This window comes from Rhizobium sp. SG2393 (assembly GCF_042610495.1).
GTDB lineage: Bacteria > Pseudomonadota > Alphaproteobacteria > Rhizobiales > Rhizobiaceae > RU20A.
In genome coordinates, this window is sequence record NZ_JBHGAP010000001.1 from 147,283 (window position 1) to 161,547 (window position 14,265).

The window sequence follows — 14,265 nt, forward strand, 5'->3', positions numbered from 1 at the left end:
CCCGGAGAACACGTGTTGGCGGTCAGAGGCAGACCGCCGTTCGAGAGACGCAAGGTGGATTGAAGGCAGGCGATCACCCCCGCGCAACGTCATTCTCGGCCACCGGGCCGAGGATCCGCGTCGAGGGCGCGGTGATCGTCCTATGGATGCTCGGGCTCGAGGCCGAGCCTGACGGCGGAAAGGGGGGCGGCCTTTGCCAACCCCGCCACAGCCGGCCTGTCGTCATCCTGACACCTCCAATATGTGGATGACCCACGAGCTCGTCGCCTGACCGCCTGTCACACCGGCGATTTCACCTGTAGAGAGGATCAGTTGCCGGCTGCGGCCGATCCCGCCGCCGGCCCCGCGCATCCGGGAGAATGCCATGTCCCCTTCCATATCCACCGTCCAGTCCATGACCGGCTTCGCGCGGCGCGAAGGCACCAGCGGCCGGGCGCGCTGGGTGTGGGAGCTACGCTCCGTCAACGGCAAGGGGCTTGATCTGCGCCTGCGCCTGCCGCCCGGCCTCGATCATCTGGAGGCGGAGGCCCGGCGTCTAGCAGGTGCGGCCCTGACGCGCGGCAATCTCCAGCTCGGCCTCACGCTCGCCTCGGGCGAGGCGGCGGTAGAGGCCGTGATCAACGAAGATGCACTCGCCGCCGTTCTCGCCCTGAAGGAACGCCTCGGCGACCGCGTCGATCCCGCGCCGCTGCGCTTCGATACGCTGCTGACGCTGCGCGGCATCGTCGATTTCCGCGAGCAGTCAGAGACGGAAGCCGACCGCGCCGCCCGCGATGCCGATATCCTCGCCGGCCTCTCCGGCGCGCTCGCCGATCTCGTTGCCATGCGCGAGCGGGAGGGGGCAGCCCTCGTGAACGTCCTGCTCGGCCAGATCGCCCGCATCGAGACGCTCGCCCGCCAGATCGAGGCCGACCCGTCGCGCTCGCCGGCGGCGATTGCCGAGCGTCTTGCCGGCCAGCTCGCCGCAGTCCTTGGCACCGGCGTCAGCGTCGATGCCGACCGCCTGCACCAGGAAGTCGCCCTCATCGCCACCAAGGCGGACCTGCGCGAGGAAATCGACCGTCTGACATCGCATGTGACGGCTGCCCGCGATCTTCTCGCCGCCGGCGGTCCCGTGGGGCGCAAGCTGGATTTCCTGGCACAGGAATTTAACCGGGAATCGAATACCATCTGTTCGAAGTCGAATTCCGCCGCGGTCACCGCCGCCGGGATCGAGTTGAAGGTCGTTATCGACCAGTTCCGCGAACAGGTTCAGAATCTGGAGTAGACCATGAACGCCGCCACCGCCACGACCCCGGCAAAGACCATCCCGATCGCCCGCCGTGGCCTCATGCTGGTGATTTCCTCGCCGTCCGGCGCCGGCAAGTCCACCATTGCCCGCACGCTTCTGGAAACGGACAAGGGCATCGGCCTCTCCGTCAGCGTCACCACGCGCCCGCGCCGCCCGAGCGAGATCGAGGGCGTGCACTACGACTTCGTCACCAAACCGCAATTCGAACGCCTGCGCGACAGCGATGCGCTGCTGGAATGGGCCGAAGTGCACGGCAATTTCTACGGCACCCCGCGCGAGCCGGTGGAAATCGCCATGTCCGAAGGCCGCGACATGCTCTTCGACATCGACTGGCAGGGCGCCCAGCAATTGCAGGACAAGATGGCCGCCGATGTCGTCTCCATCTTCGTCCTGCCGCCCACCATGACGGAGCTGCAATCGCGCCTGCACCGCCGCGCCGAGGACACCGAAGAGGTGATCCGCACGCGCCTCGCCAACTCCCGCTCCGAAATCGCCCACTGGGGCGAATATGACTACGTCATCATCAACGACGACCTCACCGCCGCCTTCGACGCCATCCAGTCCATCGTGAAAGCCGAACGCCTGCGCCGCGACCGCCGCCACGGCATGTTCGACTTCGTGCGGAAGCTCTTGGATGAGGAACCGGTGTTGAAGTGAGGGGCAAGCATCACGGCAAGCGGCTGGAAACTTGACCGCTCGCCGATTTCTGTACATATTAACGTACAGAAAGAGGGGAAGCCCATGGGCAATGTCAGCCTGACAGAGTTCCGCCAGAACCTTGCAAGCCACGTGGACGACGTTCTCTCGTCCCGTGCCCCCCTGCTCGTCACGCGGCAGGGCACCGAGGCCGTCGTGGTTCTGGCCGAGGGCGAATATGAGAGCATGCGCGAGACGCTGCATCTTCTCTCCACACCCGCCAACGCCTCTCGTCTGCGCGAAAGCCTGGCGCAGCTCGCCGATGGCGATGTGATCGTGACTGATCCCGACCTCTGAGATGAAGCTGCTCTTCACCGCCCACGCCTGGGAAGAGTATCTCTACTGGCAGAAAACCGACCCAAAAATGCTGGAAAAGCTCAACGAGCTGATCCGCGATACCAAGCGCAACCCTTTCACCGGTCTCGGCAAGCCCGATCCGCTGAAAGGCGACCTCACCGGCTTCTGGTCCCGCCGCATCCTCGCCGAACACCGCCTCGTCTACCGCATCACCGGCAAGGACGATGCCCGGCAGGTGCAGATCGTCCAGTGCCGGTTTCATTATGAGCGGTGAGCGCCACGTACCACTCAAAAGCTCTCTGGTAGACCAATGTTGTTCAGGGCAGGTGAGAGGGTTATATCTTCCATCTAAATGCTCACGGAGGCCGCCGATGTCTGCTCTGTCGATTGCTGTTTTATCCGTGGTGAATGCGTCCTTCGGATCGACGTTGTCCTGTTCTGATCTGGCGGCGAAGCTTGCAGATCCCACCTGTGTGGATGCGCGGGACCCATGGGCCTTCGCATTCTTTTCCGAAGTGGCGGTGGCGGACCAGCGTGCTTTTCTGATGGAGGCGGCAGTCGATCAGGACCGTGCTGTGGAACTTGCGACACGGTTTTCCGCTCTAGCGGGCTACGATCTCCCGCTGGCCAAAGCGTCCTGAGATGATGCAGACCAGCAATTGGGGCGAATTGTTTCAGTACGCGATTTCGATCCTCGAACAGGCAAGTGCGCGGGTTCCGATCCACGGAAGTTGGACCTTCGGCGGCGGAACGTCGCTGATGCTCCAGATCGGGCACCGTGAAAGTTTCGACATTGATCTTTTTCTCGATGATCCCCAACTCCTGCCATATCTCAATCCTGAGACACAGGGGTTCCGTTTGCCAAAGCCGCCGAATGCCTGTCAGACGGATGGTCTTCGTGTGCTGAAAGTCGTGTTCTCAAATGTCGGTGAGATCGATTTCATTTGTGCACCGCCTCTCACGGATGCGCCCACACGCTCACGTGACATCGCCGGCCAACTCTGCCTGTTGGACACCCCTGCAGAAATCGTAGCGAAGAAAGTGTTCTATCGTGGCGCTTCTCTTCAGCCGCGGGACATGTTCGACATTGCCTGTGTGATGGAGGTCATGGGACGTGCTTATCTTGAGGACGCCCTACGCCCGTTCGCCGACCGTTGCGCGGTTGCCCTTAAGGTCGCCAAAGGAATGGACGATCTGCTCGCCAAAACGGTGATGCGCCACCTCCTGATCCGCGAACCCTTCACCTCTGTGCCGGAAAAAGCCCAGGCAGAAACGATCGACCTCATGTCTGCTGTGATCGCAGGTAGACGATAGCCTCGACCGCGATCGAGCATCGCCATTTCAAGCGAAACCACCCCCTCACAAACACCCCGCCAACCGGCAAAACTCCTCCACCGACAACGTCTCCGCCCGCCGCTGCGGATCGATCTCCGCCCGCGCCAGAAGCGCTTCGCCGCCAATGGATTTGACGCTCTGGCGCAGCATTTTGCGGCGCTGGCCGAAGGCGGCGGCGGTGACTTTTTCGAGTTTGGCGGGATCGCAGGGGATGGGGTTGGCGATCGGCGTCAAGTGGACGACGGTGGAGGTTACCTTCGGCGGGGGAGTGAAGGCTTGCGGCGGCACGTCGAAGGCCATGCGCGCATCCGTGCGCCAGCCCGCGAGCACGCCGAGGCGGCCATAGTGGTCGTCGTCGGGGCCGGCGACGATGCGCAAGCCCACTTCGCGCTGAAACATCAGCGTCATCGAGGCATAGAAGGGCGGCCAGGAGGCCGGCAGCAGCCAGTTGACGAGGAGCTGCGTGCCGACATTGTAGGGCAGGTTCGCGATGATGTGCACCGGCCCGTCGGCGTCTTTGGCGAGCGCTTCGAAATCCGTCTTCAGCGCATCGCCCTCGATCGCCGTCAGCCGGCCCGGATAGTGGTCGGAAATTTCGGCCAGTGCTGGAAGCGCGCGGGGGTCGCGCTCAATCGCGATGACGCGTTTGGCGCCGAGCGCCAGGATGGCGCGCGTCAGCCCGCCGGGGCCGGGGCCGACCTCGATGACGGTGGCCCCTTCCAGAGGCCCGGCCGTGCGGGCGATCTTCTGGGTGAGGTTGAGATCGAGCAGAAAATTCTGGCCGAGCGCCTTCTTCGCATCCAGCCCATGGCGCTGGATCACGTCGCGCAGCGGCGGCAGTCCGTCAAGCGCGGCCATCAGCGTGCCGCTCCGCTGGAGGAGGCCGCCAGCCTGTCGGCGAGCTTCAGGGCGGCCAGCAGGCTGTCGGCCCGCGCAATGCCCTTGCCGGCGATCGGAAAGGCCGTGCCGTGGTCGGGGGAGGTGCGGATGAAGGGCAGGCCGAGCGTCGCATTCACGCTGTCATCGAAGCCGAGCGCCTTGGCCGGGATGAGGGCCTGGTCGTGATACATGCAGATCGCCACGTCGTAGGTCTCGCGCGCGCGGTCGTGGAACAGGGTGTCGGCCGGCAGCGGTCCGACGGCGCGGATGCCCTCGGCCACCAGGCGCTCGACCACGGGCCGGATGATCGCGTCGTCCTCAAGCCCCAGCGCGCCGCCTTCGCCGGCATGCGGATTGAGGCCTGCCAGCGCCAGCCGCGGGGAGGGGATGGCGAAGCGGTCACGAAGGTCGCGGGCCGTGATGACGGCGGTGTCGTAGACGAGTGCTTCAGTGAGTGCCGCCGGCACGTCCTTCAGCGGAATATGGATCGTCACGGGCACGGCATTGAGCTTCGGCCCGGAGAGCAGCATGACGGGGAGATAGGGCCCCTTGCCGTCGCGTGCGGCAATGTCGGCCAGGAATTCCGTATGACCCGGAAAAGCGAAGCCGGCATCGTAGAGCACGGATTTGGCGATCGGGCAGGTGACGACGGCCGAGGTGCGGCCGGCCCGCGTCAGCGCCACGGCCGTCTCGATCGCCTCGATCACCGCGCCCGCATTTGCGCTGTCGGGCGCCCCTGCCACGACCGGTGCGGCGCAGGCAACCGGCAGCACCGGCAGCGCCTCGTCGAAGAGATCGCAGGCGCTTTCGGCGTCTGCGGCGCGGATCGGAAAGGAGAGGTGGAGCGCAGCAGCCCGCGAAAGGAGCACGTCGGGATCGCCGATGAAGAGGAAGGGCGGCGTGCCCCAGTCCTTTCGGGCGGCATAGCAGGCCAGCGCCACGTCGGGGCCGATGCCGGCGGGATCGCCCATCGAGAGCGCCAGCGCCCGTTTCGCCGCTCCGGCCATCAAATTGTCCTTAGCGCGAGACGATCTGGGCGCGCTTGCGCAGCTCGTCGAGATAGCGCTTGCTGTTCTCGTCTTCGCCGGCTTCCTTCTTCTTGCCGAGATCCTCGGCGCGGAAGACGATTTCGGCCGCCACGTCGTCGTTCACCTGCCGCTTCTTGCAGATGCCGAGATATTCGACGCCACGCTCGGTCACGCGCGTATCGGTGGTGATGCCGTCGCCGGCCTTCAGCACCAGCGGCTTCCAGTCATCGGGCAGTTCCTGCTCCAGCACGCGGCCGAGGCTGCGGATGGACACGTCATGCATGGTGGCGGCAAAGACCTTGGCCTGGTCGCAGCCCGGATATTTGGCGCGCGAGGCCTTGGCTTCCGCCTGGCGCTTGCCGAGGATCTGGGCACGGCGCTTTTCCGGCACGACGAAGATCACCTGCTGCAGGAAATACTCGGTCGTCACGGGCTTCTTGCCGCCGTTCTCCTGCATGCGCTTCACGAGATCGGCGCCCGACATGCGGTTTCCGCCGAGATTGTAGCGAAGGTTCACGACGCGCGGCCAGCTCATCTGCACGGCGATATAGGCCTTGAAATGCGCGGTGGTCACGCCGGCCTTGTCGAGGATGGTGTTGAGCTGGGCGGCCGTCAGCTTGTTGCTCTGGGCAAAGCGCAGGAACGCCGCATCCACATCCTGGGTCGAGACCGACATGCCGACGCGGGCGACTTCCGCGCGCTTCAGCACTTCCTCGATCAGCTGTTCGCGGGCTGTGGCCTGCAGATTGCCGCCCTGGCGCTGCAGCTTTAGGAAGGCGACGCGCTTGGCAATATCGCCGGACGTGATCGCAGTATCGTTGACGGTGACGCGGATGGCGCTGCCGCTGCCCGCGGCGAGGGCTGCGGTTGATGTCGGCGCGACCATCGCGGCTCCCATGAGGCCTGCCAGCACGGCTGCGCGGATCATCCGGTTCATGCGCTTCACTCCACCCATTGGAATTGTGTCCAGTGGCCGCAACGGCCCCATCGCTCGATGGCATGCATAAACCATGCGGCCAAACGATGACAAGTGCGACGGTGAAAGCCGGCGGCGGCACGTCTGCGTGCTCGCGCCGGCCCGTTTTGCCCGTCTGCTGTCAGTTGTTCAGATCGTCGAACTTGGCATCGCCGACATTGATGTCGCCCAGCGTGCGGAAGCTGATGCGCGCGCCGATCGACCAGTCATTGGCGACCGTCGAGTTCTTGTCGCGCTCCCGCTTGTAGACGATCGAAAACAGCGTGTCCTGGTCATCATAGGTGATGCCGAGGCCATTGCGGGAAATGACCTCGTTGTTGATGTCGTAGGTCAGCGAGCCGAAGACAGACCAGTAGTCGGCGAAGCGATAGGCTGCGGCGGTCTGCACCTCGTCACGATCGACGATCTCGCCATACAGCGGCTGCGCGGCGATGCTGGTGTAGGTGATCAGCGACTGCCAGTAGATGCCTTCGTAACCGAGCGTCGCATCGGCACGGTTCAGGTCGAGGGTCTTCTCGTCCAGGCGCGCGCTGAGGCTTGCCGTCACGCCGGTGGGTGCATCGATGCCGATCATGCCGACGAAATCGGAAACATCCGTCTCGAGGCCGGAATTCGCACCGACCTTGACGAGATCGTCAGTGGCAAAGGAATTGACCCCGCCCAGATGATAGGACTGGCCGAAAATGCCGCGCAGCGAATAGCCATTGTCGAAATTGCCGGTGTAGCGGAAGCCGACATTGGCGCGCGAGCCGCCCTCGATCCGGTCGAAACCGGAGAACTTGTCACGCTCGAAGAGGTTGGTCGCATCGAAGACGAAGCTTTGCGCGTCCTCGTTCGGCAGGCGCCCGCCGAAGTCCTCGTTCGGGCGCGCGTAGACCTGCACGATGGGCTCGAGCACATGGCTGCTGTGCTCGGTCGCCATCAGGATCGGATAGCGCGCCTCGAGGCCTGCTGTCAGCATCGAGCGCGTGACCGCGTCTTCGGTGGCATAGTTGCCACCGTAGCCCGGACCCGGATTGTCCATGTTGAGGCCGACGAGATCGCCGCGCGCCGCCAGAAGCGGGGTCAGCGAAAGGCCGCCGGGCACAATGAACGTCCGCTTCCATTCCGCTTCGCTGGTCAGCCGATGCGCGGAGCCTTCGAGCCCCGGAAAACGCTCGACGCCGAGAACGGTAAAGCTGTCCTTGCCGCTGCGGTGAACGTTGGTCAGGTTGACATCGACATTGAGCTCGCCACCGGCCACCGGCTTCGGTGCGGTGTAGGAGTAGTCGAGCACCTGGGCGATTGCCTGCTTTTTCTCCCTGGCGCTGCCGAGATCGGCATCCTGGATGTCGAAGTAGAAGCCCCGCAGATCAAAATAGTTGCGGCTGCCGAGACCCGTCAAATAGGCCTGGTTGGTGTAGGTGGTGCCGTCGAAGGTCGACAGCTCGTAGGTCTTGGCGAAGTTGTTGTCGCTCTGGACCAGAACGTCCCAGCCGAAGGTCCAGCGCGGATTGATCTCGAACCGGCCCTTCGACGCCACCATGCCGCGGTTCAGCTCTACGGCATCGGTTGTGTTGGGCGTGAAGACCGAGCGGTCAAGCTGATGGATCCCGGCAAAGGACAGCGTGTGCTGGCCATTGTGGAAGCGCTGGCGGAATTCGCCTTCCAGAAGGAAACCCTGCTTGGTTAGTCCCGTCGCCGTCAGCGTCGCATCCATGTCCGGGCGGATCGCCCAGTAATAGGGGACGGACAGCTGCGCGCCGAGCTTCTGCGTGTACTTCACCCGCGGGAACAGGAAGCCGCTCTTGCGCTTCACCGTATGGTCGGGAAGTTCAAGCACCGGCAGGTAGACCAGGGGCTGGCCGAAGAGCTCGAAACGGGCGTTTTCCAGCCGGACAGTCCGGGTGCGCCCGTTCTGTACGATGCGCTGTGCCTTGATCTGCCAGAGCGAGCGATGATCGGGCTTCGTCGCACACGGGGTGCAGGCCGTGTAGACGGCCTTGTTCAGCACGAATTCCTCGCCGTTGATGCGCTCGCCGCTGGCCGCCGCAAGCTTGGTGAGGTCGGTCGTCTCGATTCGCAGCTGCTCGATGAACCCGTTGCCGAAATCGTCCGTCAGATCCATGCGGTCGCCGTACACACGGTTGCCGCCGGGCTCGATCAGCTCGATCTTGCCGGTGGCGATGACACGGCCGCCCTTCTGATCGTACTCGACCTGCTCGGCCACCATCTGGTAGCCGCCATAATTGATCTGCACATTGCCACGCACGATCACGCGGCCGGAATCATTATTGTAAACAAGCTCGTTCGCCGAGAGCAGCATCTTCGCGTCGGGCGCGATGTTGGGCTGCAACTGGTCGATCGTCGTGGACTGAGCCTGAACGGTGAGGGGCGTTCCCGTCATGAGACCGAACGCGGCAACGCCTGCAAGCAGGGCCACCTTCGTCCGCCTGATCGGGTCGCGGTCACGTGCCGCCACTAGCCATCCTCCTGATGCAATAGAATCGTCGAGCCCAGCGCCATCGCTACAACAACTGGCAACCAGGCTGCAACGAACGGAGGCACTACACCGCTGCTCCCGAATGCTTTTACAAGCACGGTCACGACATAAAGCACGAAGCCTGCGAGGATTCCACCGAGAATTACCGACCGGCTCTGGTGGAACCGGCTGAACTTCAGCGAAACGCTGGCGGCAATGAGCGTCATGGCCACGAGAAGCACGGGAAGCGAGAGCATGGAGTGAAATTGCGTCTCCATCGCCGCTGTGGAAAACCCGAACGAACGGGCCACTTCGATCTTCCGGGGAAGATCAAAGAAATCAATGGCGTCTGCCTTGGCTAACGTTTCGCGTACGAATTCGGGCTTGAGCGCCGTCGGAATTTTCAGTGTCTCGAATCGACGCGGCAATTCCCCGTTTCGGGTTTCCGTCACGGTGTTAAGCAGCCAGTAACCATCTTCGAGCTTTGCCGAGCGGGCATCCTGCCGAACAGTGATGCTGCCCTGTGGATCAAAATGGATCACGGTGACATCGAGCAGTGTCGCGCCGTCGTCCTGAACTGAGCCAGCGCCGATGATCGCGTCGTCGCCCTTGTGGATCTGGCGCAGCCACGGAATGGAAAGCGCGGAGGACGACCGATTGCCGCCGCCCCATTCGGCCTGCAGCGCCTCGGCCTTCTTTGCACCCCACGCCGCGATGGGATTGATGGCCGCGACCGCGAGAATGCCGAAGATGAGCGAACCCGCCACGAAGGGCCGCAGGAACTGCCAGGCCGAAATCCCCGCCGCCCGCGTAACCACCAGCTCGTAGCGGCGGTTGAGCGCGATCAGCGTGGTCATGGCCGAAAACAGCGCCACGAAAGGCACGGTCTGCTGCAGGATCATCGGAATGCGCAGCGCCGTCATGAGGAGCGCGCCCGCCACGTGATAATTCGGCAGGTTCGACATTCGGCTGGTCGTCTCGCTGAAATCGATGATGAAGATCAGCGAGAAGATCCCGACGAGGAAATAGAAGGTCGTCAGCGCATAGCGCTTGAAGAAATAACCAAACAGCGTGCCGCCGATCATGGAGCGTTCCCCGCATCGTCACCGGCCGGCCGGACCAGCTTCAGCTTGATCATGTGATCGTGGAACTGGTCGGAGAACCGCGCCGGCAGGATCAGCTTCTTGCTGCCGATCAGCTGGCGAATGCAAAGTCCCGTTGTCAGGAGCGGCACGGCATAGAGGATCGGGATGAAGATGGCCGAATCCTCCGCGCTGTTGGCAGCATAGAAGGTCATCCAGCGGAACACGAAGGCGATGATCATCACCTGCAGCGTCGGGTGCATGCGCGCCTCGCGATGCGAGCGGGCGTCGGAGGATACGACGAGCGCCATCAGCGCGAAGACCAGCGGAAAGGTCCATTCCACGAAGCGCCGGTGGATTTCGGCTGAGAAGGAGAGCGGATTGCTCTGGTAGAATTCGTCCTTCGGATCGGGATGGAAGAGATAGGAAAGCTCCCGGTCGCCCGGCTTCAGGGACGCGCCCGCAGCCTTCTTCGTCATCTCCGCGAGGTCGAAGGCGTAGCTGTCGAACTTGATGATCGAAACACCGCCATCCGGCTGCTTGCGATGCACCTCGCCGTCCTTCATCACCAGCGCCGAGCTTGCCTCGTCCACGGCACCCTCGCGTGCATAATAGACGAGTTCGCTTTCCGGATTGCGCGAATCGGCAACGAAGATGCCGGTCAGCACGCCATTGCCGCGCCGCCCGCCCACCTGCACGTAAAGCCCGTCGGCGATGCGGCGGAACGAATTTTCCTGCACGACGGAAGACAGAAGGTCGGCGTTGGCCGAGGCGATCATCTGCCGCACGGCCTGGCGCACCTTCGGCTCCACCACATTGTCGACCGTAAACGAGAAGACGCTGAGGATGGCGGCCAGCATCAGGATGGGCAGCAAGATGATCCTGCGCGAGCCGCCGGCGGCTTCGATCACCGTCAGCTCGGAATCGGTGTTCATCGTGCCGAGCGTCTGGGTGATGCCGATGGCGAGCGCGAAGGGCAGCACCAGCGGAATGACGGTCGGCAGGATCAGCGTCGCTAGCTGCAGGAAGGCGCCGATCGACTGTCCCGTATCCGTCACGAGGTTGATTCGCTGCAGCGCCTGCGTCGTCCAAATGATGCCGAGCACGGGAAGCAGCGCCGCCAGGAACATCTGGAACACGCGGCGCAGGATGTAGCGTTCGAGTATCGTCATGTGATCCCGGGGTGGACCCCTTCATGGAGCAATCTGGCGACCACAGCTCATGGACGCGCGTTGGTGTGGGCCCTCAATACGATCCCCTCGGGCACAGCTCTAGCCAATGGCTCCGCCGCGGGCAATGCAGCGGGCAGGGGCGGCGCTACAATTTCTCCTTTGGTGGCTTTTTGGTGACGAATGGCAGGCTTGGCAGTTGCGTGCGGCGATAGGCCATGACGCTTTCCTGTAGATGGAGCCGTCTGCTGCCATGCGCCGCGCCCCTTTTTCTTTGCCTTTGCCGCTCCGCTCCGTAACAGTGTGGCGACAGGCGCGTCGTCGCATGCGCCACAAGACATCAGTCCCGGAGCCATCCATGCCATCCAAAGTCGAGATCACCTTCGCGAAATCCGTCCGCCCCGCTGGTGGTGTCGGCGTGCTGCTGCAGGTCGCAGGCAGCCAGCCTGCCTGGGTGACGGCGGCCGATCCGGACGGTGTCTCCGCCCGCGCGGCGCGCACGGCGAAGTTTACCGCCAAGGCGCTCTCGACCCTCGATATCCTCGCCCCCACCAATTCACCCTTCGAGCGGCTGCTCGTGCTTGGCCTCGGCGACAAGGCCAAGATCACCCGCCACGACTGGCTGAAGGCCGGCGGCGTGGCGGCCTCGAAGGTCAAGGGATCGGAAAAGATCACCGTCTATCTCGATGCCGAGCCGCTGGAAGTCGGCGGGCGCGAGGCGGCCGATTTCGCCCTCGGCATGGCGCTTTCGGCCTACAGCTTCGACCAGTACAAGACGAAGAAGAGCGACGATGACACGACGCCGCGTGACCGCACGCTGCGCGTCACCATCGTCACCTCAGCCGTCATCGCCGCCAAGAAGGCCTGGACCGATGCCGAAGCGGTGCTGGACGGCGTGGTGCTCGCCCGCAACCTCGTCAACGAGCCGCCGAACGTTCTGGGCCCGGTCGAATTCGCCGCCCGCGCCAAGGAGCTTGAAGCGCTCGGCGCCGAAGTGGAAATCCTCACCGAGCGCGAGATGAAGAAGCTCGGCATGGGCGCGCTGCTGGGCGTCGGACAGGGCTCCGCGCGCCCGCCACGTCTGGCGGTCATCGAGTGGAAAGGCGGCAAGCCGAAGGACAAGCCGCTCGCCTTCGTCGGCAAGGGCGTCGTCTTCGACACCGGCGGCATTTCCATCAAGCCGGCCGGCGGCATGGAAGACATGAAGGGCGACATGGGCGGTGCGGCCGCCGTCATCGGCCTCATGCATGTGCTGGCCGCCCGCAAGGCCAAGGTCAATGCCGTGGGCATTCTCGGCCTCGTGGAAAACATGCCCGACGGTAACGCCCAGCGCCCCGGCGACATCGTCACCTCCATGTCCGGCCAGACGATCGAGATCATCAACACCGATGCCGAAGGCCGCCTCGTGCTGGCCGATGCGCTCTGGTACTGCAACGAGCGCTTCAAACCGAAGATGATGATCAACCTCGCCACCCTCACGGGCGCCATCATGGTCGCGCTCGGCAGCAACCATGCCGGCCTCTTCTCCAATTCCGACGAGCTTTCCGAAAAGCTGCTCGCCGCCGGCCTGCGCACCAATGAAAAGCTCTGGCGCATGCCGCTGGGCCGCGAATACGACAAGATCATCGACAGCAAGTTCGCCGATATGAAGAATTCCGGCGGCCGCTATGCCGGCGCCATCACCGCCGCCCAGTTCCTCAAGCGCTTCGTCAAGGAAACCCCCTGGGCCCACCTCGACGTCGCCGGCACCGCCATGGGCTCCCCCTCCGACGAGATCAACACCTCCTGGGGCTCCGGCTTCGGCGTCCGCCTGCTCGATGACCTCGTGCGGGAGGAGTACGAGGGATAAGGGGTAAACCGGTGACCGAAGTCCTCTTCTACCACCTGACCGAATCCAAGCTGGAAGACGCGCTGCCGCCGCTTCTGGAAAAATGCCTGGAGCGGGACTGGCGCGTGGTGGTGCAGGTGCCGGACGAGACGCGGCGAGACCGGCTGGATGACCACCTCTGGTCCTTCCGCGACGACAGCTTCCTGCCGCATGGCACGGATGCGGCCCCGCATGCGGAAGAACAGCCCGTGCTGATCACCGCTGGCCCCGGCAATGACAACGCCGCCACCGTCCGCTTCCTCGTCGACGGTGTCGTGACGCCCGCGCTCGACGCCTACCAGCGCGCCGTCTTCCTCTTCGACGGTTTCCAGACCGAACAGGTCGAACACGCCCGCACCGAATGGAAGCGTCTGAAAGCCGAAGGCCACCAGCTGACCTACTGGCAGCAGGACCGGGACGGGCGTTGGGGGAAGAAGGGGTGAGCGCCAAGCCGGCGCAGGCGCCCACCAGCGGAGATCGCCCATGCTGATCATTCTCGGGGGATTGGCGGGCTCTGGCAAAAGCACGGTGGCGCAGGCCTTGGCGCGGCGGCTTTCCGCCTGCTACCTGCGCGTCGATACGATCGAGCAGGCCATCCGCGCGACGGCCCCCCTGGCGGGAGGGCAGGATGTCGGCGCCAGCGGCTATGTGACGCTGGCCCGGCTGGCCGCTGACAATCTCCGGCTCGGCCAGACCGTCATCGCCGATTCCGTCAATCCGCTGGAGATCACCCGCAGCGCCTTTCGTGCGGTCGCGACATCTGCCGGCCGGCCCTTCGTCGAGGTTGAAATCATCTGTTCCGATCCCGCAACCCATCGCCACCGCGCCGAAACACGTGCCGCCGAGGTGGAGGGGCTCATCCCGCCAAGCTGGACCGAGATCTGCGCGCTGACCTATGAACCCTGGCAGCCAGACCTGCGCCTCGACACCGTGCATCTCTCGGTCGAGGACAGCGTGGAACAGATCCTCCGATTGCTAAATCGATGATCCCTCAAGGCCTATTTTCTACCCCGCTTTCCCCCTCCCGGCAGGTCCGCCCCATACTGGCCCCGTCCCGCAGCGGATACACCGGCAGGCGTGCCGGCGTTGCGGGGCCGGCGCGGGTTGGGACGGGGCAGACGTGGCCCCCACCGGTCCGGGTCCGCGAAACGGCCGTTCGCCCCGAAGAACCGTGGGCGGAGGCA

14 protein-coding genes and 1 pseudogene are annotated in these 14,265 nt (G+C 64.1%); 9 read left to right on the forward strand and 6 right to left on the reverse strand.

Annotated elements, in window-relative coordinates:
• Positions 1–364 precede the first annotated feature (364 nt).
• The 6 genes from ACED18_RS00705 to ACED18_RS00730 all read left to right on the forward strand — a co-directional run bounded on the left by ACED18_RS00705 (position 365) and on the right by ACED18_RS00730 (position 3,598).
• Positions 365–1,267 (forward strand): YicC/YloC family endoribonuclease, encoded by a 903-nt coding sequence (locus ACED18_RS00705; protein ID WP_377288039.1) that lies wholly within the window; start codon positions 365–367, stop codon positions 1,265–1,267.
• A 3-nt stretch (positions 1,268–1,270) separates the two neighbouring features.
• Positions 1,271–1,948 carry a guanylate kinase gene (gene gmk / locus ACED18_RS00710; protein WP_377288041.1) on the forward strand — a complete coding sequence of 226 codons (678 nt, stop codon included), beginning with the start codon at positions 1,271–1,273 and terminating at the stop codon, positions 1,946–1,948.
• 84 nt (positions 1,949–2,032) lie between these two features.
• Positions 2,033–2,284 carry a type II toxin-antitoxin system Phd/YefM family antitoxin gene (locus ACED18_RS00715; RefSeq protein WP_377288043.1) on the forward strand — a complete coding sequence of 84 codons (252 nt, stop codon included), beginning with the start codon at positions 2,033–2,035 and terminating at the stop codon, positions 2,282–2,284.
• Between the two features lies 1 nt (position 2,285).
• Positions 2,286–2,558, forward strand: a complete 273-nt coding sequence (locus tag ACED18_RS00720; RefSeq protein WP_377288045.1) for a Txe/YoeB family addiction module toxin — start codon at positions 2,286–2,288, stop codon at positions 2,556–2,558.
• A gap of 97 nt (positions 2,559–2,655) precedes the next feature.
• The gene (locus tag ACED18_RS00725) at positions 2,656–2,925 is read left to right on the forward strand and encodes a hypothetical protein (protein ID WP_377288047.1); all 270 of its coding nucleotides are present in this window, start codon (positions 2,656–2,658) and stop codon (positions 2,923–2,925) included.
• Between the two features lies 1 nt (position 2,926).
• A complete protein-coding gene (locus ACED18_RS00730) occupies positions 2,927–3,598 on the forward strand; it encodes a nucleotidyl transferase AbiEii/AbiGii toxin family protein (RefSeq protein ID WP_377288049.1) in 672 nt (223 codons plus the stop codon).
• A 45-nt stretch (positions 3,599–3,643) separates the two neighbouring features.
• Here ACED18_RS00730 and rsmA read toward each other — a convergent pair whose 3' ends face one another.
• The 6 genes from rsmA to lptF all read right to left on the reverse strand — a co-directional run bounded on the left by rsmA (position 3,644) and on the right by lptF (position 11,217).
• Complete coding sequence (gene rsmA / locus ACED18_RS00735) at positions 3,644–4,477, reverse strand: 16S rRNA (adenine(1518)-N(6)/adenine(1519)-N(6))-dimethyltransferase RsmA (protein ID WP_377288051.1); 834 nt, start codon at positions 4,475–4,477, stop codon at positions 3,644–3,646.
• The gene (gene pdxA / locus ACED18_RS00740) at positions 4,477–5,505 is read right to left on the reverse strand and encodes a 4-hydroxythreonine-4-phosphate dehydrogenase PdxA (protein ID WP_377288053.1); all 1,029 of its coding nucleotides are present in this window, start codon (positions 5,503–5,505) and stop codon (positions 4,477–4,479) included. Before pdxA ends, rsmA begins: the two co-directional genes overlap by 1 nt.
• Before the next feature lie 10 nt (positions 5,506–5,515).
• Complete coding sequence (locus ACED18_RS00745) at positions 5,516–6,487, reverse strand: SurA N-terminal domain-containing protein (protein ID WP_377290961.1); 972 nt, start codon at positions 6,485–6,487, stop codon at positions 5,516–5,518.
• 136 nt (positions 6,488–6,623) lie between these two features.
• Positions 6,624–8,963: an LPS-assembly protein LptD gene (locus tag ACED18_RS00750; protein WP_377288055.1), complete on the reverse strand. Its 2,340-nt coding sequence runs from the start codon at positions 8,961–8,963 to the stop codon at positions 6,624–6,626.
• A complete protein-coding gene (gene lptG / locus ACED18_RS00755; protein ID WP_377288057.1) occupies positions 8,963–10,048 on the reverse strand; it encodes an LPS export ABC transporter permease LptG in 1,086 nt (361 codons plus the stop codon). The genes ACED18_RS00750 and lptG overlap by 1 nt, the downstream gene beginning before the upstream one ends.
• Positions 10,045–11,217, reverse strand: a complete 1,173-nt coding sequence (gene lptF / locus ACED18_RS00760; RefSeq protein ID WP_377288059.1) for an LPS export ABC transporter permease LptF — start codon at positions 11,215–11,217, stop codon at positions 10,045–10,047. The genes lptG and lptF overlap by 4 nt, the downstream gene beginning before the upstream one ends.
• A 355-nt stretch (positions 11,218–11,572) precedes the next feature.
• On the opposite strand from lptF, the gene ACED18_RS00765 reads away from it, so the two are divergent.
• The 3 genes and pseudogenes from ACED18_RS00765 to ACED18_RS00775 form a co-directional block, all read left to right on the forward strand.
• Positions 11,573–13,063: a leucyl aminopeptidase gene (locus ACED18_RS00765; protein ID WP_377288061.1), complete on the forward strand. Its 1,491-nt coding sequence runs from the start codon at positions 11,573–11,575 to the stop codon at positions 13,061–13,063.
• An 11-nt stretch (positions 13,064–13,074) separates the two neighbouring features.
• Complete coding sequence (locus ACED18_RS00770) at positions 13,075–13,524, forward strand: DNA polymerase III subunit chi (RefSeq protein WP_377288063.1); 450 nt, start codon at positions 13,075–13,077, stop codon at positions 13,522–13,524.
• Between the two features lie 10 nt (positions 13,525–13,534).
• Positions 13,535–14,068, forward strand: a pseudogene (locus tag ACED18_RS00775) (AAA family ATPase); the annotation flags it as partial.
• Between the last annotated feature and the right edge of the window lie 197 nt (positions 14,069–14,265).